The organism is Paraburkholderia sp. RL17-383-BIF-A (assembly GCF_046028015.1).
In the GTDB taxonomy this organism is placed as follows: domain Bacteria; phylum Pseudomonadota; class Gammaproteobacteria; order Burkholderiales; family Burkholderiaceae; genus Paraburkholderia.
The window spans coordinates 188,638-210,456 of record NZ_JARESR010000002.1 but is presented as its reverse complement, the minus strand read 5'-3'; the positions used below and the strand labels follow the sequence as shown (position 1 = coordinate 210,456).

14 protein-coding genes, 1 tRNA gene and 2 pseudogenes are annotated in these 21,819 nt (G+C 61.1%); 7 read left to right on the top strand and 10 right to left on the bottom strand.

Annotated features, from left to right (window positions below):
- Positions 1–847 precede the first annotated feature (847 nt).
- From tssF to P0D71_RS03150, 4 genes and pseudogenes are all read left to right on the top strand, one after another.
- A pseudogene (tssF, locus tag P0D71_RS03165) lies at positions 848–2,734 on the top strand (type VI secretion system baseplate subunit TssF).
- Between the two features lie 88 nt (positions 2,735–2,822).
- The gene (locus tag P0D71_RS03160; RefSeq protein ID WP_408479258.1) at positions 2,823–5,582 is read left to right on the top strand and encodes a type VI secretion system Vgr family protein; all 2,760 of its coding nucleotides are present in this window, start codon (positions 2,823–2,825) and stop codon (positions 5,580–5,582) included.
- Positions 5,583–5,620: 38 nt separating this feature from the next.
- Positions 5,621–7,019 (top strand): annotated as a pseudogene (locus P0D71_RS03155) (N-acetylmuramidase family protein).
- Positions 7,003–7,749, top strand: coding sequence for a hypothetical protein (locus P0D71_RS03150; protein ID WP_408479257.1), 747 nt, complete (start codon positions 7,003–7,005; stop codon positions 7,747–7,749). The pseudogene P0D71_RS03155 and the gene P0D71_RS03150 overlap by 17 nt, the downstream one beginning before the upstream one ends.
- Before the next feature lie 384 nt (positions 7,750–8,133).
- Here P0D71_RS03150 and P0D71_RS03145 read toward each other — a convergent pair.
- A tRNA-Met gene (locus tag P0D71_RS03145) sits at positions 8,134–8,210 on the bottom strand.
- Positions 8,211–8,288: 78 nt separating this feature from the next.
- The gene (locus P0D71_RS03140; protein ID WP_091792866.1) at positions 8,289–8,576 is read right to left on the bottom strand and encodes a hypothetical protein; all 288 of its coding nucleotides are present in this window, start codon (positions 8,574–8,576) and stop codon (positions 8,289–8,291) included.
- Between the two features lie 171 nt (positions 8,577–8,747).
- On the opposite strand from P0D71_RS03140, the gene xth reads away from it, so the two are divergent.
- Complete coding sequence (gene xth, locus P0D71_RS03135; protein WP_408479256.1) at positions 8,748–9,524, top strand: exodeoxyribonuclease III; 777 nt, start codon at positions 8,748–8,750, stop codon at positions 9,522–9,524.
- A 45-nt stretch (positions 9,525–9,569) separates the two neighbouring features.
- Here xth and P0D71_RS03130 read toward each other — a convergent pair whose 3' ends face one another.
- The 4 genes from P0D71_RS03130 to glnA all read right to left on the bottom strand — a co-directional run bounded on the left by P0D71_RS03130 (position 9,570) and on the right by glnA (position 16,113).
- Positions 9,570–11,651 carry a prolyl oligopeptidase family serine peptidase gene (locus P0D71_RS03130; protein ID WP_408479255.1) on the bottom strand — a complete coding sequence of 694 codons (2,082 nt, stop codon included), beginning with the start codon at positions 11,649–11,651 and terminating at the stop codon, positions 9,570–9,572.
- A gap of 154 nt (positions 11,652–11,805) precedes the next feature.
- Positions 11,806–13,320 (bottom strand): nitrogen regulation protein NR(I), encoded by a 1,515-nt coding sequence (gene ntrC / locus P0D71_RS03125; protein WP_408187249.1) that lies wholly within the window; start codon positions 13,318–13,320, stop codon positions 11,806–11,808.
- A 35-nt stretch (positions 13,321–13,355) separates the two neighbouring features.
- Positions 13,356–14,498, bottom strand: a complete 1,143-nt coding sequence (glnL, locus tag P0D71_RS03120; RefSeq protein ID WP_091792862.1) for a nitrogen regulation protein NR(II) — start codon at positions 14,496–14,498, stop codon at positions 13,356–13,358.
- 199 nt (positions 14,499–14,697) lie between these two features.
- Positions 14,698–16,113, bottom strand: coding sequence for a type I glutamate--ammonia ligase (gene glnA / locus P0D71_RS03115; protein ID WP_091792861.1), 1,416 nt, complete (start codon positions 16,111–16,113; stop codon positions 14,698–14,700).
- A 441-nt stretch (positions 16,114–16,554) separates the two neighbouring features.
- Between glnA and P0D71_RS03110 the strand changes: the two genes are divergently transcribed.
- Positions 16,555–17,019, top strand: a complete 465-nt coding sequence (locus P0D71_RS03110; RefSeq protein ID WP_091792860.1) for a rhodanese-like domain-containing protein — start codon at positions 16,555–16,557, stop codon at positions 17,017–17,019.
- Positions 17,020–17,282: 263 nt separating this feature from the next.
- On the opposite strand, the gene P0D71_RS03105 is transcribed toward P0D71_RS03110, so the two are convergent.
- From P0D71_RS03105 to P0D71_RS03090, 4 genes are all read right to left on the bottom strand, one after another.
- Positions 17,283–18,119, bottom strand: a complete 837-nt coding sequence (locus tag P0D71_RS03105) for a competence/damage-inducible protein A (RefSeq protein WP_408187248.1) — start codon at positions 18,117–18,119, stop codon at positions 17,283–17,285.
- A gap of 30 nt (positions 18,120–18,149) precedes the next feature.
- Positions 18,150–18,983, bottom strand: a complete 834-nt coding sequence (locus P0D71_RS03100; RefSeq protein ID WP_091792858.1) for an EI24 domain-containing protein — start codon at positions 18,981–18,983, stop codon at positions 18,150–18,152.
- Positions 18,984–19,184: 201 nt separating this feature from the next.
- On the bottom strand, positions 19,185–20,183 hold the full coding sequence (locus tag P0D71_RS03095) for a sterol desaturase family protein (RefSeq protein ID WP_091792857.1): 999 nt from the start codon (positions 20,181–20,183) through the stop codon (positions 19,185–19,187).
- Between the two features lie 58 nt (positions 20,184–20,241).
- Positions 20,242–21,261, bottom strand: a complete 1,020-nt coding sequence (locus P0D71_RS03090) for a YVTN family beta-propeller repeat protein (RefSeq protein ID WP_408479254.1) — start codon at positions 21,259–21,261, stop codon at positions 20,242–20,244.
- Between the two features lie 251 nt (positions 21,262–21,512).
- On the opposite strand from P0D71_RS03090, the gene P0D71_RS03085 reads away from it, so the two are divergent.
- Positions 21,513–21,794: a hypothetical protein gene (locus P0D71_RS03085; RefSeq protein WP_408479253.1), complete on the top strand. Its 282-nt coding sequence runs from the start codon at positions 21,513–21,515 to the stop codon at positions 21,792–21,794.
- Positions 21,795–21,819: the final 25 nt, after the last annotated feature.

The window sequence follows — 21,819 nt, the reverse complement described above, 5'->3', positions numbered from 1 at the left end:
GGAGCCTCTCGCGATCCGCTTGCCTGTGCACGTAGCGCGAGAGGGCCGTGCGCCTGGCGCGACAAGATGGAGTGTGCCGATCTGTTTCTCGCACGGGTGGTGTTTGCTCACCCGCTTCGCTTCCCAACACCTGGCCGGCATGTGCACGACTCGGAACAAGGCCGTTGACGAACACCTTAATTGGCAAATGGATTGTCTTGCTGAACGGTGGTGGCTTGTCCGCAGCGGCAACGGACATGGCCGGATGCCGTCACGACGTGATTCGGTTCCCGGCTAGCTTTGCAGCCTCGCTGTGCGCCGCAGGATAAGAATCGCCGTGCCGCTATCGAAGGTAGCGATCAGATTTCGCTCATCGCGAATCATGCAGGTTCTCACAGCGCTCACGGCGACAGCATCGCTTTGCTGATTCATCTGCGTCGTACACGTCATATTTAAACGGCACGAACCCAGATTGTCGACGGCCGGTTTGACGAAGTGTCGCAACGGGTCACGGCAAAACACAGGAGCCTGGAGAGGCCGTAACCGCTGACTCGACCAACGACGCAAGGCAAATCATTGCGACGCTAATGGGACCGATCAGGAAAGCAGTGCGCGCTGACTGCGCGCAGCCAATTCGCACTGTGTTCGACGCGTGCGCCCAAAGGGAAATATCTCCCGCCCTTTTGTGAATTTTCCGATGGCAGGATGGGCCGGCTTACGATTCAATGACGGTTCTGGTCTGTCTTTCAACTCAAATAATAAGGATGACATAGCGATGGGATATGTAGAGGACACGCGTGTCCACCCCTGCAACGGACGCACCCTTCCGTTTGCCTTGCCAAGGCGCTGCCCGAGATAATGTGCACAGATGCACCCGCGACTTCTTGAGCACTACAACGCCGAACTGCTCTACATGCACGAACTGGCGCAGGAGTTTGCCAACGCGCATCCGAAGATCGCGAAGCGACTCGGCATGCAGGCGGGCGAAGTCGGCGATCCCTTCGTCGAGCGCTTGCTCCAGTCATCGGCCTTCTCGACCGCGCGCATGCAGATGCGCCTCGATGAAACCTTCGCGGAGTTCACCCAGCCGCTGCTGCAAACCCTCTATCCGAACTATGTCAGCCAGACTCCCTCAATGGCTGTCGCGCGTGTGTTCCCGCTCGTACGAGGAAAGCAGTTCGCCAACGCAACCGTGGTGCCGCGCGGCACCGCCTTCATGTCACGCGTGCCAGACGGTGAGTTGACGGCCTGTGAGTTCCGCAGCAGCCAGGACGTGACGTTGTATCCACTGGAAATCGCGCAGGCACGGCTAACCGGCATCCCGCCCGACATTCCGGGGCTCGGCCGCTACGTCGCCCAAGACGTGCAGATACAGGGCGCGCTGCGGCTTCTTCTGCGAACGATCAACGGCGCACCGATCTCAAGTCTCGCGGAACTCGACCGGCTGACGGTCTGCCTGGCCGGCGACGAAGCGAGCGCCTCACACCTGTTCGAACTGGTTCACGCGGCCGGCGTGGCCACCATCACGGGCGTACCCGGCGAGTTCACGACCGGCACGCTGCATGTCGTCACCGAGAATGCGGTCGTGCATGATGCACTCGAACCGGAACAGAGCCTGCTGCCCGCCGTTCCTCACAAGTTTCACGGGCACAACCTGTTGCAGGAGTATTTCAGCTGTCCCGCACGCTTCTGGTTTTTCACGCTCACCGGCCTTGGCAAGGGGTTGTCCGCCATCGGCAGCACTGAGGCTGAAATCATCGTGTTACTCGACCGCCGCGTGGACAAGCTGGCAGAGACGGTCGACGCGTCGCATTTCGCGCTGTTCTGCACGCCCATCATCAACCTGTTTCCACGGCGCACCGAGTGGCTGGCGCTTGGCGCTCGGGCAGCTGACCACCCGCTCGTGCCTGTGGCCAAATTTCCGCGCGACTACGAGGTGTATTCGGTATCGGGTGCCTAGGGACAGGTTTCGGAACATGCCGAAGCGCTGCGACTCCATCCCCTGCACGCGCGCTACCGGCATGGCGATGGTCAAAGCGGGCGCTACTTTACGATACGGCGCGAGTTGACCCGCCCGGCTGATGACTCCCGCCACTACGGCAGCCGCCGGCCGTTCACGGAAACACGCACGTTCCTCTCGCTGGTGGACGAGAACGGAATGCCTGATGCAGAAGGCATTCGCAATGTGTCGCTCGAAGCGCTCCTGACCAATCGTGACCTCCCGTGCGTGGTGCCGTGCAACGGCGTGTCCGACCTGTCTGTGGCGAGCTCGATTCCCCAAAAGAGCATTGGCCTGCTGCGCGCGCCGACGACGCCCCGGCCACCGCTTGCGTTCGGTAAGCGCGCATGGCAGTTGATCGGGCAACTGAGCTTCACCTACAGGGCGTTCGATGGCCGGCCGGATCAACCGTGCGCCGCCGACGGACTGCGCAGGCTGATGGACCTGTACCTGGGCACCGAGTCTCATGAATTGCGGCGTCACGTGGCGGGGCTAGTGGGCGCAACCGCCACGCCTGTCAACCGTCGTCTGGCGCTCGACGGCGATCACATGTTCGGCCGCGGGATTGAATGCGAGCTGACTTTCGACGAAACGGAGTTCGGTGGCGTGAGCCCGTACACGCTTGCGCTCGTGCTGGAACGCTACGTGGCCCGCCATGTGTCGCCTCGTTCGTTCACCACGACCGTATTGCGCTCGAAGCAGCGCGGGCGAATTGGACGCTGGCCACCGCGCGCCGGCACGCGCGACGCGGTTTGAGCGGCGTGACGATCTCATTTTCCAGTGCCTGATTTACCACCCTATCTGAGTTGCTCGCCAAGGGAGTTGCTGATGATTGGAGTCGCCGATGTCCTGGTTTAAACAGCCGCGCACGCTGGAAATGAGCGGCAAGGCGCTGCCGCAATGGGCAGGCGAATCACTGTTCGTCGTTGGCCGGCTGGCGGGGAAAGAGAAGCTCGGCCGTCTGTACGACTACGATGTCGATGTCAGCACGATGGATGACGCGCGGCTGAGCGTTGTCGAGGCGCAGCGGCTAGTCGACGTCGACTCGCTGATCGGCAAGGAAGTCACCGTCAACATCGCTATCGAGGGCAGTGGCGCCTCAGATCCGGGCCGCTCGGGCACGGCAGCGAACTGCGGCGCGGACGTGCGCAAGCTGACAGGGCTGATCGTCTCGGCGAAGTGCGTCGGCGCGGATGAGCGGCGTGCGTACTACCGCCTTAACATTCGCCCCTGGTTATATCTCGCCACGTTGAACCGTGATAGCCGGATCCTGCAAGACAAGGACGTGACCGAGATAACGCGCGAGGTACTGCAGAAATACCCGTACCCGTTCGACATGCGCCTCGCCGGTCCCGGCGCTGCGCGCCGCCCCTATCCGAAGCGCGAGTATCAGCGGCAGTGGTGGGAGTCGGATTTCGCGTGGCTGTCCCGGCTGTGGCAGGAATGGGGCATTACGTTCTTCTTCAACGAGAGCACGCTGGTGTTGTGCGACTCGCCTGGCGCCTATCAGAAGCACCCGCCCGCTTATCAGACGCTGCGCTTTCTCGACCGCGACGGCCAGCGCATCGACGAAGAACATGTCCACGCGTTTCGCGTTTCCCGGCAACTGACGACGGGCCAGGTGACGCTGGTCGACTACGACTACACGCAGTCACTTGCGGCGCTGACGGTCGAACAGGCGGACCACAGTCAGCGCTCATGCGACAACGCCGAGGAATATGCGTGGGGCGACTACTCGCAGCCCATGGAAGGACCGAACGGTGTCGATCCTTCGTGGCGCAATGATCCCGACTTCGACAGCAAGCACCTCGCACGCGTGAAAGTCGAAGCACACCGTTCGAAGAGTCTGCGCGCGAAAGGCAAAGGCAACCTGCGCGGACTGATGACGGGCTATACGTTTGCCCTCCAGGGCTATCCGCTGACGCCCGGCGACGGCGAATACCTGGTCGTGTCCACCCATACCGAAATCGTCAACAACGACACCGTCTCGCAGCATGGCAGTCTCATGCGCCCGTACAGTTGTGAAACGAAGTTTATGGCCGTGCCCGCCGCTACGTTCTACCGTGCGCCGCAAAAAGCGAAGAAGCCCCGCGCTTACGCCGAAGCGGCCGTCATCACGGGGTACGGAGAAGAGTCAACTTACTGTGACCAGTACGGGCGCGTCAAAGCTCATTTTGTCTGGGACAGGATCGGGCCGACCGACCAGGACGCAAGCTGCTGGCTGCGGGTCGCGTCGCCCTGGCATGGCGCCGAACACGGCGCCATGTGGCTGCCGCGCGTCGGACACCACGTTCTGGTGGGCTACTACGACAGCGACCCGGACCGGCCCTACATCATGTCCGAGCATACGACAGAGCTTCACCAGGCTCCGTGGGCCTTGCCGAAGAACGATGCGCTGTCGGGCTGGCGCAGCCGGGAACTGAAAGGCCACTCGGCCAACAGCGTCGTGACGGACGACACTCCTGGACAGTTGCAGGTTCAGGTTGCAAGTGACCACGCGCAGTCGCGGCTCGTGCTCGGCTTTAACACGCGTATCGACGGACACCAAGGACGCGACGAGGCGCGCGGTGAAGGCTTCGAACTGGCAACGCAGGCGCACGGCGTGGTGCGTGCAAACCAGGGCATGCTGGTGACGACCGAACCACGGGCCGGGGCAATGTCGCCCGTCAAGGACATGGGTGAAACGGTGCAGCGTCTAACGCGGGCGCGCGAACAGCATGAAGACCTCGCGCAGCTTGCGCAGCGGCACAACGCCCAACCCATCGAAGCAAACCAGAACGACGCAGCCCGCTCGATCGGCGCGCAGAACAACGCGCTCAACGGCGGCGCAAGAACCTGCGAGAACCCGTCACCGGAAATGACGCGCCCCGATTTGCTGCTGGCGAGTAGCGCGGGCATCGCGACCTCGGCGGCCGACGGCACGCACATGGCGAGCGCAAATGATCATGCGGTCACGGCGGGCCGCGACGTGAGCGTGTCATCAGGGAGGTCTTTACTCGCCTCGGTGCGCGGTGCGATCTCCATGTTCGCCTACGCGCTCGGCATGAAGCTGATCGCGGCGAAAGGCAGGATAGACATCCAGGCGCAAAGCGATGAACTGGCGCTTGCCGCTCTCAAGGACATCACCATTGGCAGCACAGACGGCAAGATTGTTCTCACCGCCGCGAAGGAAGTCTGGATTGGCGCGGGCGGTTCGTACATCCAGATCAGCGCGGGCGGCATCGTCAACGGCTCGCCCGGGCCCATTCTCGAAAAGACCCCTCACTGGGGCAAACCAGACGCATCGTCGATGCGCGCGCCACTGCCCGTCCTTCCGCTCGCCCCGCTCGTTCAGAATCCGGCCGGCATTTACACCCAGACGTTCGACGTGAGTACCGTCGCCAGGAATCATGGCGTCGGCCTAAGGCTGGCAGACCAGTCTTATCGAATTTATCTGCCCGACGGCACGATCCAGCAGCAGGGGATGTTGACGAACGGGGCCACGCTCACCGTCACCACGCCGGCATCGACCCAAGTGAAGTGCGAAGTTGGCGCGGGCGACTGGCGCGTCGCGGAAGACGCGTACGACCATGACGAGTCCGACGATAGCGACGCGTCGGCGTGAGTCGTGTGTGCAAACGAACAACGAACCTGCAAGAACCTATGGCTCATCACAAGCATCCAGCAAGTCAGCCGAAGGGATCGGCTGCACCCTACGTGCAAGCTACCCTTGTCTTTCGTGACGTCCTGCAGAAGCCCATTGAAGGACTCTCCGTGCAGATCAAGGCGGGTGCGGGCGCGCGGCCCGCTCCGCAATGGACAACCGGCGCGCAGACCGACGCTGCCGACGCATCGGCAACGCTGGCCACGTCCGCTCCCGCTGTCGCCTCCGCGGCTACCGCGCCTCCTCCGCCTGCAATTGCAAACACCATTGAAGCGACAACGGACAAAGACGGCTACGCGATCACGATTCGCAATGCCGCACGGAACCAGCCGATTGACGTGCTGGTGAAGAACCGTCGAGGCGAGTTCGTCTGGAAGGCCACGGTCACACCGAAGAAAGACATCAGCGTATTTACGGTCACCAGCCCCGAATACCACCTGGAAGCCACGACGAAGCTCACGCCGAAGGAGGAATTCGAGCAGGAATTGAACCTTCCTGTGGTGCAACACGATGAAGTCATGACCGTCGAGCGGCTCGTGGGCGAGTTTGGGCCTTATATCGGTTGGTCGCAGAAAGTCACTGAGCAGGGCAAAGTCAAAAGGGATACGCCGACACGCCATAAGGAAACCACGATCGACGACAAGACGAAAAAGGAAAAGACGACCGTGACCATTGACCACTACTACACGGTTGTCGATACCGGCAAGCCGACCACTGTCGCATTCAACGTGCTCGGATCAAAGCTCAACTATCCCAAAACGCTCGAAATAAGCGAGAAGAAATACGCTGAGGCGGCGAAGACTCTCGGCTGTGAGGCGGCTGCCATCAAGGCGGTCGCGATGACCGAAAGCGATGGGGTGGGATTCTGTGACAACGGCTTGCCAAAAATTCGCTACGAACGTCATGTCTTCTTTCGATCCCTCTTGCCGAAGGACAAGAGAAATGAAAAGCCGGCTTTATTAAAAAAGCAGCCGAATCCTTTCCCGGCATTTCCTAATCTTTGCCTGCCGATTCAAGGCGGATACACGGCTGGCGAAACTGACGATCATGGCTGGTCGCACAGCGATGAAAAAGTCATGCACCAATACGAGCGTTTTGTTCAGGCATGCGCGTTGAATCGTGATGCCGCGATCATGGCCTGCTCATGGGGAGCATTCCAGGTGTTGGCCTTTTTCTACGAAGAAATGGGCTACGCAAGTCCCATCGAGTTAGCCAACCTCGAAATGCAGGGCGTTGACGAGCAATTTGATCTTTTTGTCGCCTACGTCCATGAACAGTTCAGCAAAAAAAGCACTGCAAGAGAAGAACTGGGAGTCTTTTGCATATTATTACAACGGCCAACATTATCCTCAAAAATATCCTGACTCGATGAGAAAATTTTATGAAAAATTCAAATAGAGGGCTTTTCAAAGCGATTGCATCCTGCTTCCTTATGTTGGCCTGCCAAATCGCCACCGCCGGTGTCGCGACGACATACGACGAACTGAGTTTCGTAACCTATCAGTCGGGGGAGGATATCGTCGGCTATTACCGCGCCCAGGAAACCCCATTCTCATGCGGGTTCCTGTTCATGGCGAACAGAGATGAGGGAGTCAAAAGCGCGGACGGAACAGAGGTGTTGCGAATGAAGACGTTCGACTTCATTCCCTATAAAGGAATGTTCTCCTATGCTCAACGCGACCCACGGGCGGAAATCGACGGCACGCTGTATCTGCACGACAATGAAATCGCGCTAAAAACAGATCGTCCGCACGCGGGGTGTCAGAGTGCAGCGGGCTTGTTTAATGCGGCGCCCGGAGAACGTGGCGCTAGTCAGTATTCGGCGACTGAACGATTCGACGCCGTTGGTATCGCCGTTTCCACCAACAAAACCTATTTCTATGAAAAACCGGGCATCGGCAAACGGCGACAGTATATTTTGCCAGGAGATCTCGTCACATTACTTAGCCGGCGCGAAGGTTACTCGTACGCGCGATACGTGAGTCCCGATATGTCGATTGACGAAACAGACTCTCGTAAGATCGTGACCGGATGGCTTCGCAACCGCGACTTGACCAACCCCTTCCCTGCTTCCGCGGCAAGCGAGTCCGTACGAACGACCAAAATAGCGAGACAGGACAATGATTGAGCTGGTGCGGCTCAGGTGACGCCATCCATCGCGAACGCAGCGTACGGCGCGAATTTGCGTTAATCCTCGTCCGCGTCTGGCGCGAGCTGGTGTAGCGCGTTGAGATCGTTCACGACGTTCAAGTGATATCCCTTCGTTTGCAAGACCGCTGCCGCGAATGGTTGCAATGCATGCCGCCTCGCACGAGCAGTTGTCGAATGCGTGAGCCAGCGGGTCTCAATAGGTCAGATGCGGAAAACAAAAAACCCGCCGTAGCGGGTTTGATGTTTTGCGATATCTTGCGATTTTTTTTGGACACTCACGCCTGAACTACATGACGATTGCCCTGCAAGCAAAGAACCTTTTGCATGCTACCCAGCTATCGCGACACTCACTACTGGGCTTTGGTTGCGGGGGTAGGATTTGAACCTACGACCTTCGGGTTATGAGCCCGACGAGCTGCCAGACTGCTCCACCCCGCGTCAGAGAAAACGAATTGTATAGAGATGTTCTCAATACGTCAAACAAACGCGCGAATTATTTCGCGCTCGCGAAACGACTCACAGATCCTGGACCGTCGCGCCTTCCACCTTGCCGTCGATGATATCCGCGCCGTACTGGCTCGCGCTGCGCTTGGCCACACCAAAATCGGAAAACGTGGACGGCCGCACGAGACGAAACACGCGGCTCGCCGTCGAGCCGCTAATCGCGCCGGGCCGGCAAACGCGTACCGCGACGTCGTAACCTTCGGCATGACGCTTGTGGCCGTCGAACTTGTCGAACGTCCGCGAAAACACCAACGGGTGCACTTCGAAGTCCTTATAAAGAGCCGGATAAAGTTCAGCCATGATGCCTCCCCCGATGCGCAAGAATGCGAGTGTGTGTGATCCCACTATACGCCGCAGCGGGACGGCACCGCCCTTTTATTTTCGTTGCCGCGCCAGGGCCATTTTCACCGCCCCCTCTCCAGCGCGATAAGATGCGGGACTATCGGAATCACGCAAGCTTGTGAGAATGTCATGAAAATCGCCACCTGGAACGTCAACTCCCTCAAAGTCCGCCAGCAGCATGTGATCGACTGGCTCGAAACCAGCGGCACCGACGTGCTGTGCCTTCAGGAACTGAAGTTGCCGGACGAAAAATTTCCCCGCGCCGAACTCGCGGAGAAAGGCTACCGGAGCTGGTTCGCCGGCCAGAAGACTTACAACGGCGTCGGCATTCTGGTGCGCGACGGCCTGACGGTGGATGAAAGCAGCGTCGTGCGCAACATTCCCGGGTTCGAGGATCCGCAGCAACGCGTAATTGCAGCGACCATTGAAGGCACGCGCGTTATCTCCGCCTATTTCCCGAACGGCCAGGCGCCGGGCACCGACAAGTTCGCCTACAAGCTGCGCTGGCTCGCCGCGCTGCACGACTGGATCGCGAGCGAAATGGCATTGCATCCGAAGCTCGCGCTGCTCGGCGACTACAACATCGCGCCGGAAGACCGCGACGTGCACGATCCGAAAGCGTGGGAAGGCCAGAATCTGGTGTCACCCGAAGAGCGCGCGGAGTTCGTGCGTCTGATCGAACTCGGCCTCGTCGACGCATTCCGCCAGTTCGAGCAGCCGGAGAAGCTCTACTCGTGGTGGGACTACCGGATGATGGCGTTCCGCCGCAACGCCGGACTGCGCATCGATCACATTCTGCTGTCGAAGGCGCTGGCTGAAGTGTGCTCGTCATGCGACATCGACAAGGTGCCGCGCAAGTGGGATCAGCCGTCGGACCACGCGCCGGTTGTCGCGCAACTCGGCTGACGCTCGCCTGGCCGACTGACTGGATCTCACGCGCCCGCGAGGCGCTCAGGTGGCACGCCGCTCGCCGTCACCCAGGCACGACCACAAGAACTCGAGGACAAGAGCGTCCTGCACCGCCATTTGCAGCCCGTCCGCGGCTGCGTGGCCGCCCTGTGTGTCCTCGAAGTACCAGACCTGCGCGGCGCCGAGCGCCTGCATTCGTGCGGCCATCTTGCGGGCATGGCCGGGGTGTACACGGTCGTCGTCGGTGGATGTCATGAACAGCACGGGCGGGTACTGCCGGTTAGCCGACACCTGATGGTAAGGCGAATACGCGGCGAGCACGCTCGCGTCCTCCGGGACATCCGGATCGCCGTATTCTTCGAGCCATGATGCCCCTGCGTGCAGAAGATGGTAGCGGCTCATGTCCAGCAGCGGCATCTGACTGACCACGGCACCGAACAACTCGGGCCGTTGCACCATGCACGCCGCCACCAGCAGGCCACCGTTGCTGCCGCCCTGAATGCCCAGTTGCGCAGGCGTCGTCACCCCGGTGTCAATGAGCGCCTGCGCGACAGCGATGAAGTCGTCGAACGCGCGCTGCCGGTTGGGACCCACCGCCGCGGTATGCCAGGCAGGGCCGAACTCCCCGCCACCACGCGTATTCGCCACCACGTAGACACCGCCGGCCTCCAACCAACCGAGACCGACCCCGGTCATGTAGCCCGGCGTCAGCGAAATCGCGAAGCCGCCATACCCGTTCAGCAAACACGGCCGCGGTTGCTCTGTGCGCTCTCGCGGCCCGATCAGGGTATAGGGCACCCGGGTGCCGTCCGCCGACACCGCATGAGCGCGCGTCACCGCGAAAGGCGTGGCATCGAAACTGGCAGGGTATCGGTCAATCAATTGCCACTGCGAGAGATCATCCTGTGCGAGATCGACAATCCAGCAACCACCGGGCTGAAGATAGTCCTCCACACTGACATACGCCTCGTCGCCGATGGTCGACTCGATCGGCGAAACACCGACCTGCACGTTCTCCTGCAATGGAAACTCGCGCGATATCCACTCCCAGGACGCATCGCCCGACGGTCTTGCATGCCACAAAACCGTGCGCTGCTGCACGTCGTCGAGATATGAAACGATCAGCTGGTGCTGCGTGATCGAGTAGCCGCAGCCCGAAGTTGTCGGCGTGGGCACGAAGAGTGGCACGCAATCGCGCTCACCGCGCAAGAATGCCGCCTCGCGAACGGCGAGCAATGTGCCGCCGGCATAGACGACCCCGCCGCAATCCCAGGGAAGGCGCGGTTGAAGCAGCAGCCAGCCGGCCCACGCCTCGATTGCGACGTGCGTCGGCGCGTCGAAACGCTGCCACTCCTGCGAAGCGGAAAGATAGTAGGTCTCTGAATCAAATGAATCGACGGCGACGGACAGCGCGTGGCGCCGATCGACGGGCTCGTAAAATGCGCAAACCGACACATTGTCGAATTCTGCGCGGAACACGACCGGTGCGTCCGTTATCGGTGTGCCGCGCGCCCAGCGCCGCACTTCGCGCGGGTAGCCGGAACGCGTCAGACTCGCGCCGCCGTTGTCCCAAGCAAGATAGACAGTGTCACGATCGATCCAGAAAATCGAATGCTTGCCTGGTCCCGGAAGCGCGAATCCATCATCGACAAAACGCAGTGTTTCCAGATCGAACTCGCGCACGACGAGCGCATCCGCCCCACCGGGCGAGAGGAAGATCAGCGCCCGGTCGCCATCCGGATCGAGGATCTTCTCGTTGACGCAGACCCACGGCATCTGCTCTTCTTCGCAAAGCAGATCGAGATCGAGTAATGTCTGCCAGTCGGATTGGCCTGCACGCCAATTCGCCCATAAAGTGCGGCGCCAGATACCTCGGGGATTGTGTTCGTCCTGCCAGAGATCGTAAGCCCAATCCCGCCATCGCCCGGGGATGACCGGGCGATCGTCACGCAAGTAAATCGCGGCGAGCCGGTCTTTGGACGCGCCAAAGCGCGCCCCGCTCCCCCATTCCGCAAGCGTACGCGCGTTCTGCCGCTCCACCCAATCGAGCACCACCGGATCGTCGAGCGCTTCGAATGCGAGGAAGGTGTCGGGGGAAAGAGGCCAGGAAAACGGCGTCGACATAACGGCTCCCGAAATAGAAAGGAGAACCGATTATGCCGCTCGCTCTGCAGGTGAACTCGTTAAGGCGACATCGTGCCGCACCATGCGCGCCAAAGCGCCCATGGTGCCAGACATCAAGTTCAGAATAGATAGGATTACCGACCAGGCAATCCCTTTAAGGCTCGAGATTCAGTTCCTGAATCTTGCGAGTAATCGTATTGCGGCCGATGCCAAGACGCTCGGCCGCTTCCACCTTGCGGCCGCGCGTGAAGTCCAGCGCCTCGCGAATCACCGCTGCTTCGAACCGGCGCGCGAGTTCGTCCATGACGTCCGCCGCGTTCTCGCGCAACATGCGCGCGACTTCGGTGCGCAAGCCGCCTTCCCAGGCGCTGACGGGGCTCGCAACCGGCAATCCGCCCGCCGCGGCCGGATGCACCACAGCGCTCGCGCCGTTGACCGGCGCGCCGCCGGCCAGGCTCGCCTCCCCCGCACCGATCGCGCCGCCACCGCCGGCCAGATCGGTCACGCCTGCTTGCGCGGGCCCGAGGTCGGGCGGCAAGTCCTTGATCTCGATGGTCTGCGCGGGCGCCATCACCGTCAGCCAGTTGGCGAGGTTCTCCAACTGACGCACGTTGCCCGGAAACGGCAGCGAAGCGAGATAGGCCAGCGCCTCTTCGGACACGCGCTTCGGCTCGACGCCGAGATCGCGCGCGCTCTTTTGCAGGAAGTGGCGCGTGAGGAGCGGAATGTCTTCGCTACGTTCGCGCAAGGCCGGCAAACGCAAGCGGATCACATTGAGACGGTGATACAAGTCTTCCCGAAACAGACCCTGACGAACACGCGATTCGAGATTCTGGTGCGTCGCCGCGATCACGCGCACATTGGCGCGCAGCGGATTGTGGCCGCCGACGCGATAAAACTGCCCGTCCGACAGCACGCGCAACAACCGCGTCTGCAAATCGAACGGCATGTCGCCGATTTCGTCGAGAAAGAGCGTGCCGTTCTCAGCCTGCTCGAAGCGCCCCTGGCGCATGGCCTGCGCGCCGGTGAAAGCGCCCCGCTCATGACCGAACAATTCGGATTCCAACAGATCCTTTGGAATCGCCGCGGTGTTCAGCGCGATGAAGGGACCGTTCGCGCGTGGGCTATGTCGGTGCAACGCACGCGCGACCAGTTCCTTCCCGGTGCCTGATTCGCCGGTAATGAGCACGGTTGCAGCAGAATGGGACAGTCGGCCGATCGCGCGAAACATGTCCTGCATGGCCGGCGCCTGGCCGAGCATTTCCGGTGTTTCGGTGACGCGCTCGTCCCACGTCTGTTCGCCGCGCATGCTTTCGTCCACCGCGCGGCGAATCAGTTCGACCGCCTTGTCGACGTCGAAAGGTTTGGCGAGGTATTCGAACGCGCCGCCCTGGAATGCGGCGACCGCGCTATCCAGATCGGAGAATGCCGTCATGATGATGACGGGCAAGCCCGGCACCTTGTCACGGACGGTTTGCAGCAATTCGAGGCCGGAGCCGCCAGGCATCCGGATATCGGAAACCAGCACCTGCGGGCTGTCGTGATCGAGCGCGGCCGACGCTTCGCGCACGTTCGCGAAGCTGCGGGTCGCGAAGTTTTCGCGGGCCAGTGCTTTTTCGAGCACCCAGCGAATCGATTGATCGTCGTCTACTATCCAGATCGGCTTCATATGGGTCGGTCAGAAGTCTTGAGATACATATCGTGTTAGCAGTCGAGCGGCAGCAGAATCTGAAACTCGGTGTGGCCCGGGCGGCTATCCACTTCGATCAAACCGTCGTGCTGTTGCACGAATGTCTGCGCGAGCGTCAGTCCGAGACCACTGCCGTCCTCGCGCCCCGACACGAGCGGATAGAAAATGCGGTCACGGATTTCTTCGGGAATGCCTGGGCCGTTGTCAGTAATACGCAAGTCCAATGCCAGCTTACATAAACGTTTCGACACGGTGATCTTGCGGGCCACGCGAGTGCGCAATTCGATCCGCGCATCGCCTTGCGAAATCCGTTCGCGCAATGCTTCGGCCGCGTTGCGCACGATGTTCAGGAGCGCCTGGATCAGTTGCTCCTTGTCGCCGCGCAGGTCCGGCACGCTCACGTCGTAATCGCGCTCGATGGTGAGGCCGCGCGGAAACTCCGCGAGAATCACCTGGCGCACGCGCTCGCACACCTCGTGAATGTTCACGTCGCCGACGATATGCGGATGGCGGTGCGGTTCGAGCAAACGGTCGACCAGCGTTTGCAGCCGATCCGATTCCTTGATGATGACCTGCGTGTACTCGCGCAACTCATCGCGCTGACGCTCGCCGAGTTCGAACTCGAGCAGTTGCGCCGCACCGCGAATCCCGCCCAGCGGATTCTTGATTTCGTGCGCGAGATTGCGGATCAGTTGCTTGTTGACCGCCGTGAGGTCGTTGATGCGCTCCTCACGGTCGGTGCGTAAATGCCGCTCGTTCTCGAACAGTTCGAGCAGCACATAGTCTTGCGCGCTTTCCAGAAAGCCGACGATCGCATGCACATGCAGCGGCTCGTGGCCCGGACGTTCGAGCACGGCGTCCAGATGCGTCGCGTGAAAACGGTGGGCGGCGATCGCGGAAATGGTCGCGACCAGTTCGTCGGCATTCGAAAAGATGTCCGGCCACGCCATCTGCGTGAGTTGCCGGCGCGAGAGATCCAGCATCGACTCCGCTGACGGATTCGCAAACGCGACGCGCAGCGTGCGCTTTTCGAGCACCAGCACAACCGTCGGCAACGCCTCGAAGCCGGGCAGCAATCCGGAGCTGACGAGTTGAGCGTCGTCCGAGAGCGTCTGCTCGTGCCCTTTCCTTGCCTTGATCAGATTCTTTAGAACCATCTTGCAGTCTGGCCGATAGGAGATGGTGATAAATCAGGTAGTCCGCGTGTTGCCTTGCTCGATACCTCTACCACGCCCGTACGCCGCAAACGTTGTGCTCGGCCTAACAAAAAAGGGACGGCGCCGCCGTCCCTTCGTGACCGATCGCGAGCGTCGGGCAAAGCGCTTCGCCGTGTGAAGGGCGAAGCGCCATTGCCGCTTACAGCGAGTAGTACATTTCGAATTCGATCGGGTGCACCGACTGACGATAGCGTTGCAGCTCGCCCGTCTTCAGTTCGATGTACGCGTCGAGCATCGAATCCGTGAACACGCCACCGCGCGTCAGGAACTCGCGGTCGCCGTCCAGCGCGTCCAGAGCCTGGTCGAGGCCGGCGCACACGGTCGGGATCTTTGCATCCTCTTCCGGCGGCAGGTCGTACAGGTTCTTGTCGGCGGCTTCGCCCGGGTGAATCTTGTTCTGCACGCCGTCCAGACCCGCCATCATCAGCGCGGAGAAGCACAGGTACGGATTCGCCATCGGATCCGGGAAACGCGTTTCGATACGGCGGCCCTTCGGGTTCGACACGTGCGGAATGCGGATCGATGCCGAACGGTTGCGTGCCGAGTAAGCCAGCTTGACCGGTGCTTCGAAGTGCGGCACGAGGCGCTTGTACGAGTTCGTCGACGGGTTCGTGATCGCGTTCAGCGCGCGAGCATGCTTGATGATGCCGCCGATGTAGAACAGCGCGAATTCCGACAGACCTGCGTAACCGTTGCCTGCGAACAGGTTCGTGCCGTCTTTCCAGATCGACTGGTGAACGTGCATGCCCGAACCGTTGTCACCGACCACCGGCTTCGGCATGAACGTTGCCGTCTTGCCGTACGTGTGCGCGACGTTGTGGATGATGTACTTCATTTGCTGCAGCCAGTCAGCGCGTTGCACCAGCGTCGAGAACTTCGTGCCGATTTCGTTCTGGCCTTGGCCCGCGACTTCGTGGTGGTGCACTTCGACCGGAATGCCGATCTGTTCGAGCAGCAGACACATTTCCGAACGGATGTCCTGGAAGGTGTCGACCGGAGCGACCGGGAAATAGCCGCCCTTCGTGCCCGGACGGTGGCCGGTGTTGCCGCCTTCGAAGTCCATGGACGACGACCACGGTGCTTCTTCCGAACCGATCTTGACGAACGTGCCCGACTGATCCGTGCCCCACTTGATCGAGTCGAAAATGAAGAATTCGGGTTCCGGACCGAAGAATGCCGTGTCGCCGAGGCCCGTGCTCTTCAGATACGCTTCAGCGCGCTTTGCCAGCGAGCGCGGGTCGCGCTCATAGCCCTTGCCGTCCGCCGGTTCGACGACGTCGCAGGTCAGCACGAGGGTCGATTCTTCGTAGAACGGGTCGATGAAGGCCGTGTTCGCGTCCGGGACCAGCAACATGTCCGATGCTTCGATGCCTTTCCAGCCGGCAATCGACGAACCGTCAAACGCATGGCCGCTTTCGAACTTGTCTTCATCGAATGCCGACACCGGCACCGAAACGTGTTGCTCTTTGCCGCGCGTGTCGGTGAAACGGAAGTCGACAAACTTGACGTCTTCGTCTTTGACGAGTTGAACGACGTCGGCCACGGATTTACTCATAACCTATCTCCTGATTAACGAATTCGGCGGATTCAGCCGCCGCCCAATCTAGCTGACCCGTCCCGGCACGTCCACCCCTCAATGCCTCAGGATGAATATAAAACTATGCTCGGACAAATCGATCGGCACCAATAAAGCAGCTTCTGTGCCATGTATGCGCCAACCCGGCGCAAAACCACACCACGCGCGCGTTTGCGGGGAATGGGCGCACCGCGCCACATGCAGCCCTAAAAACTTTGGGCTCTGCGTCGCACCAAATACGTGCATTCGCCAAATCGGCAACATTCATCTTCTTTATTTTGGTGCATGCACGGAAATCCGCACCAAGTTCGCGCGCACCTCCCGTCGCGACGATCACGCCGTTGTGCGCCGTTCGAGCCATGCATGCGCGACCTTGCCGCGCGCTAGAATGATTATTTGGCCCGAAGGAGATTTGCGCTCATGAGCTCGCTCGAACAGTTGTACGCAGTCGCGGACAAGCGCCGCAACGAGAACCAGTTGCCGTACGCGGGCGCAGTGTCGCCGGCGGAAGCATTCGAACTGTTGCAGCTCGATCCGCGCGCCCGCCTCGTCGACGTGCGTACCCGCGCCGAACTCGACTGGGTCGGCCGGCCGGTTATCGGCGACGGACAATACGCGCACGTCGAATGGACACGTTATCCGGGCGCGGTGCCTAATCAGGAATTCCTCCAGCAATTGAATCAGGTGGCCACGCCCGATACGCCGGTGCTGTTCCTGTGCCGCAGCGCCGCGCGCTCCAAGCTCGCCGCGATTGCCGCCACGCAAGCCGGCTTCAACAAGGCGTACGACCTGCTGGAAGGCTTCGAAGGCGACAAGGACGGCCAAGGGCATCGTAAGACAGTGTCGGGCTGGTGCTTTCGCGGGTTGCCGTGGATCGGCGCGTGAATGACGGGATGTCGCACCGCGATTGCGGCCTCGTTTTTGCCTGAAGTGTTAGCGCAGGTGTTGCCTGATCCCTGGCTGTTGCCGAGGTTCGTCGAGGCCGGTGCAATACCGCCTTGATTCGGGCGCGCCTGTGAGAACAGGCACATCGTCTGCGCCGAATGTGACAGGCCGATGATGCGCTCAAGCCGCGCTCGAATCAAAGACGGGCGCGGTGAAAAATGGGCGCCGCAGCGCCCGAACCCACCTGAAAAATGCCGCGCGGCTCAGGCGCGCGGTTTCGCCGCCGCGGCCGCCGCCTCGGGTTCGACGATATCGCCGCCCAGCAGGTGCACCCCCTCGCGCAGCTTGACGAACGCCGCCGCTACCGCCTCGGGCTCGCCCTTCACACCCAGATCGATGTGATGCCGCGCATACACGCCGCCGCGTTCCGCATCGCCCACGCTCGGCAGGCTGAAGACGCGCACGCCCGGGAAATCGTGTTCGATCTTTTCCATCAGCGGCGTGAGGCGCGACTCCGGCAACTCGAACACCAGTAGCGACTTCTCCGCGTGCGGCATGGCGTGATGCAGATGCGCGTACTGCGTATCCAGCACCCATTCGATCATCGGCCACGCCATGACCGGAAAGCCCGGCACGAAGTGATGCTGGCGAATCGAAAAGCCCGGGATCTTGTTGTAGCCGTTCGGAATGATCGACGCGCCCTGCGGATAAGTGCCCATATTCAGACGATGCAGGTTCTCCGGCGACTGCAGATCGAGCGGCGCCGCCGAGTTAGCCGGATGCATGTCGCGGATGCGCTCCTGAATCAGCCTCGCGGCCTCCGGGTGCAGTTCGAGCGGCACACCGAGCGCGGCCGCCGCGCATTGGCGCGTGTGGTCGTCCGGCGTGGCACCGATGCCGCCCGTGGAGAACACGATATCGCCCGAAGCGAACGTGCGCCGCAGCGTCGCCGTGATGCGCTCGGGGTCGTCGCCGATGTATTCCGCCCAGCCGAGCGACAGCCCGCGCGCGCCGAGCAATTCGATGACCTTCGGCAGATGCTTGTCGATACGCCTGCCGGACAGGATTTCATCGCCGATGATGATGACGCCAAATGCCATTGCCGCCTCTTTTGCTTAGTCAGTAATTCATCAGTAAGGAACCGGCGCCGCGTGCCGCACGCCGCCGTGCTCTTCCGCGCGCATGCGTTGCAGCGCGCGCAAACAGTAGTAGCCGAACCACAGCGCCGAGAAGACGAGGATGAACGCATAGATCCAGATCGTCACGGCCGTGATCACCGGGAACAGCACGATCAGCCAGACCGACGACGCCCACAGCAGCGTGGGCAGCGAACCCAGCAAACCGCTCGCAATGCCGATCAGCAGCAGCGGCAGGCGGAATCGCCGCACCAGCGCGCGCCGCTCGTCGCGCGTGGCATGCAGCGCGAGCGCGTCGTAGGTCATCACACGATACGTGAGCCAGCCCCACAGCAGCGGCGGAATCAGCGCGAAGAACGGCGGCACGAGCCACAGCGGCAGCGTGACGATCAGCAGCACCAGACAGACCAGCGTGGTCCATAACGCCTGAGCGAGGCTACCGTACCACGTTCCGCCGCGACGCATTTCCAGGCTGGGGAATTGGCGCGCTGACAGGAAGCGGATCACCGAGGGCATCGACAGCGTGGCGATCAGCAGCAGCACGGTGACGACGATCAGCGGAATCGCCATCGCGATAACGATAAACGGCGCGATTGCCGTGTGCAGCGCCGCAAAACCCAGCCAGTCGAACAGATGATAAAGCGTGAGCGTAAACGACCAGCCTTCGAGCCAGGTGCGGGTCGCGCCGATCAGCGTCTGCCAGGAAAACCACAGGATCACGCCCCACCCGACCGTTGCCGCGAGAAACGGCATGAAGGTCAGCCAGAGCATGCGCGGGTGGAGCGCGCTTGCGAGCGCGCGCCCGAACGAGCGCAACAGATCATTCATGCGAGCCAGTGCCGGTGAGCGAAACAGTGGAACAAAGAGAACCGCGCGACGAACCGGCCATGCGGCCCGCCGCTCGCCCCACGCAGGGACATCCCGTGGCGCGGCCCTCGAGGGGATTTACCGCGGGACGTGCGCAAACGTGAACAGGATAAACCACGTGACGCGCCGCCGGGGAAACCGGCGGCGTGGGAGGAGGCGCGCTCAAACGGCGGCGGCGTCGTTACTTTCGGTGCGGCGCTTCGGCGAAAGGCGCCCGGCGATGCGCACAAAGGCGAGCCAGTGCTGCGCCCAGAAACCGTCGCCATAGCGGCGGCCTTCGAGCTGATCGCTGATGCCGGTCGGCTCCATCTCGCGGCTCCAGGACACGCTGCGAAACAGCATGTCCCACCACGGAAACAGCACGCCGAAGTTGCAACCGTATTTCAAGCCTTCATGACCGTAGCCGATGGCATGGTGACGGCGATGGAAGGTCGGACTGACCAGCAGACGCTCGCCGAGCCAGCCGAAATACAGACGGATGTTCGCATGCTGGACGCTCTGCGCGAGATTCGTGATAGCCACCAGCACGACGAACTGCGACGGCGGCACGCCGATCACCAGCGCGATCACCGCGAAGAACGAGGCTTGCAGCAGACCGTCGAGCAGATGGTTACGGTCGTCGGACCACAGTGACATCTGCTGCTGGCTGTGATGCACCGCGTGCAGTTCCCACCACACGCCGATCCGGTGTTCCCAGCGGTGATACCAGTAACCGGCGAAGTCGAGCACGAGCAGATACATCACGAACGTGACGAGCGGCTGTGTGGTCACGCCCGGCCACAGATTGTCGAACTCGATATTCGAGATGTTGTGCAGCCGCAGCCACGCCTGCACGTTGTCGAAGAACGGCTGCAGCGCGAAGAAAAAGAACAGGTTGAGAATGCCGAGCTTGGCGATCCACGTGTAGATCACGTCGACGCGCACCGCCTTGCGGCTCTCCCACTGCTCCACCGGACGCAGCGCTTCGAGCGGGCGCAGGATCGCGTACATGGCCAGCACTTCGAAAACGCCCACGATCACCCAATACAGGCTGTCGTAAGTGTCTTCGTCGTAGTCCATCAGGTTGAAGCGGAACAGCAGCGGCTGCACCACGTCGACGTACAGCAACGTCTGCACGGCCGAGACGAAGCTGTCGAGAGAAGAAAAAATCAGATGGAACATGGTGCTGGCCTGTTACTTCATCCGTGTCGGTTCGCCTGGTGCGGCATAAGCCCCTGCATCAGGCGCCGTTCGGCGCCGTGATCGGCGCGCGATTGAAGAAATAGATGCCGTGCGGCGAGCGGCCTACGGCAATCGTCTGGATCAGCTTACGCGTTGTCAGGTCGATGATGCCGACGTGCTTGGCGAAGCGGAACGTAACCCACAGATAGCGTTTGTCGGCGGAAAGTTCCATGTCGTCGGGTCCGGGCATCAAGCCGGTGATGTCGCCGACGTTGGTAAGCGAGTCTTCGTCGATGATGCTGATGGTGCTCGCCACGCGGTTCGACACCGCGACGTGCTTGCCGTCGGCCAGCGAACGGAAGTTATGCGCGCCGTTGCCCGTGTGGATCGTCTTGACGATCTTCTGGTTGCGCCAGTCGACTACCGCGACGTAATCCGCGCCGGTCATACCGATCAGCAGGTATTTCTCGCCCGGCGTCATCCACAGGCCCGCCGGCACCTTGCCGACCTTCATCTTCCACTTGACTGTTTGCGTGGCCAGGTCGATCGCGGCCAGTTCGCCCGAAACCTGCAGCGTGACGAAGACCGTCTTGCTGTCGGCCGTGAACGCCATATGGCTCGGCATGACCGCGAGCGGCAGGCGCGAGGCCAGCGTCATCTGGTTCTTCTGGCCGTCGAAGTGGTAGATATCGAGACGGTCCAGACGCAGGCCGGTGGTGACCAGCCATTTGCGGTCAGGCGAGAAGCCGATCTGATACGGATCTTCGATGTTTTCGACCCAACGCTGCACCTGGCCGGTTTTCGGATCGACGAACATCAGATTGTTCGACACCGAATTCGCGACGATTAGCGACGAATTGTCCGGCGTGGCCATCAGGTGGTGCGGCTCCTTGCCCGTGGGCACGGTGCCGATGACCTGGCGGCTGGTCTCGTCGATCAGGCTCAGCGTGGCTTCGCCGGAATTGAGCACGATCACGTTGTTGGCGTGGGCCGCCGGAGAAAAAAAACCTGCGGCAGCGACCAGCGCCGTAGCCGCGGCGAACGTGGCAGTCAAGCCGGGAAGAAAAAATTTGCGCATGAAAACTCACTTCGGAGAACAGCCATCATTGTAGAACGTTTGCCAGGGCCAGCGGTTGACGTAGGTCGCTATCCGCGTACAAGAGAAATCGGGGGCGCGATGCCGCCTACCGCCGCTCGGCGGGCGCCATCGCGATGGGCGCTCAAGCCATTCTGAAATGGCCTTCAATGAGTAGCGCGCTTGAGATTTCGAATCTCACGAAAGACGTATAAATACAAGAACACACTCAGATTATAAAAATAATTATCAGATTGAATGCGACCATTCCTTGTTTAATCTATTTTCCCACACCAGCGAATCGAGCGTTAAACACACAAAAGGATTTTTCCTCGCTGCCTTCGGATTTACCTGAATTCTCGCCGCACCGCCGGATTAGACAATCCCGCAGCCTCATCGCCCACGCAATCAGCCCGGTGGACGCGCAGGCATGTCGCGGGCGTTTCGTGCGCGCAAAAACTCAAGGCATTGCCAGGAAAACCGAAACCTGCGGGCCTTTATTTTTTGTGCAATTTATCAGGGCGATGAATCTTTAATTGGCTCCCCCGCGTTGATGCGCCG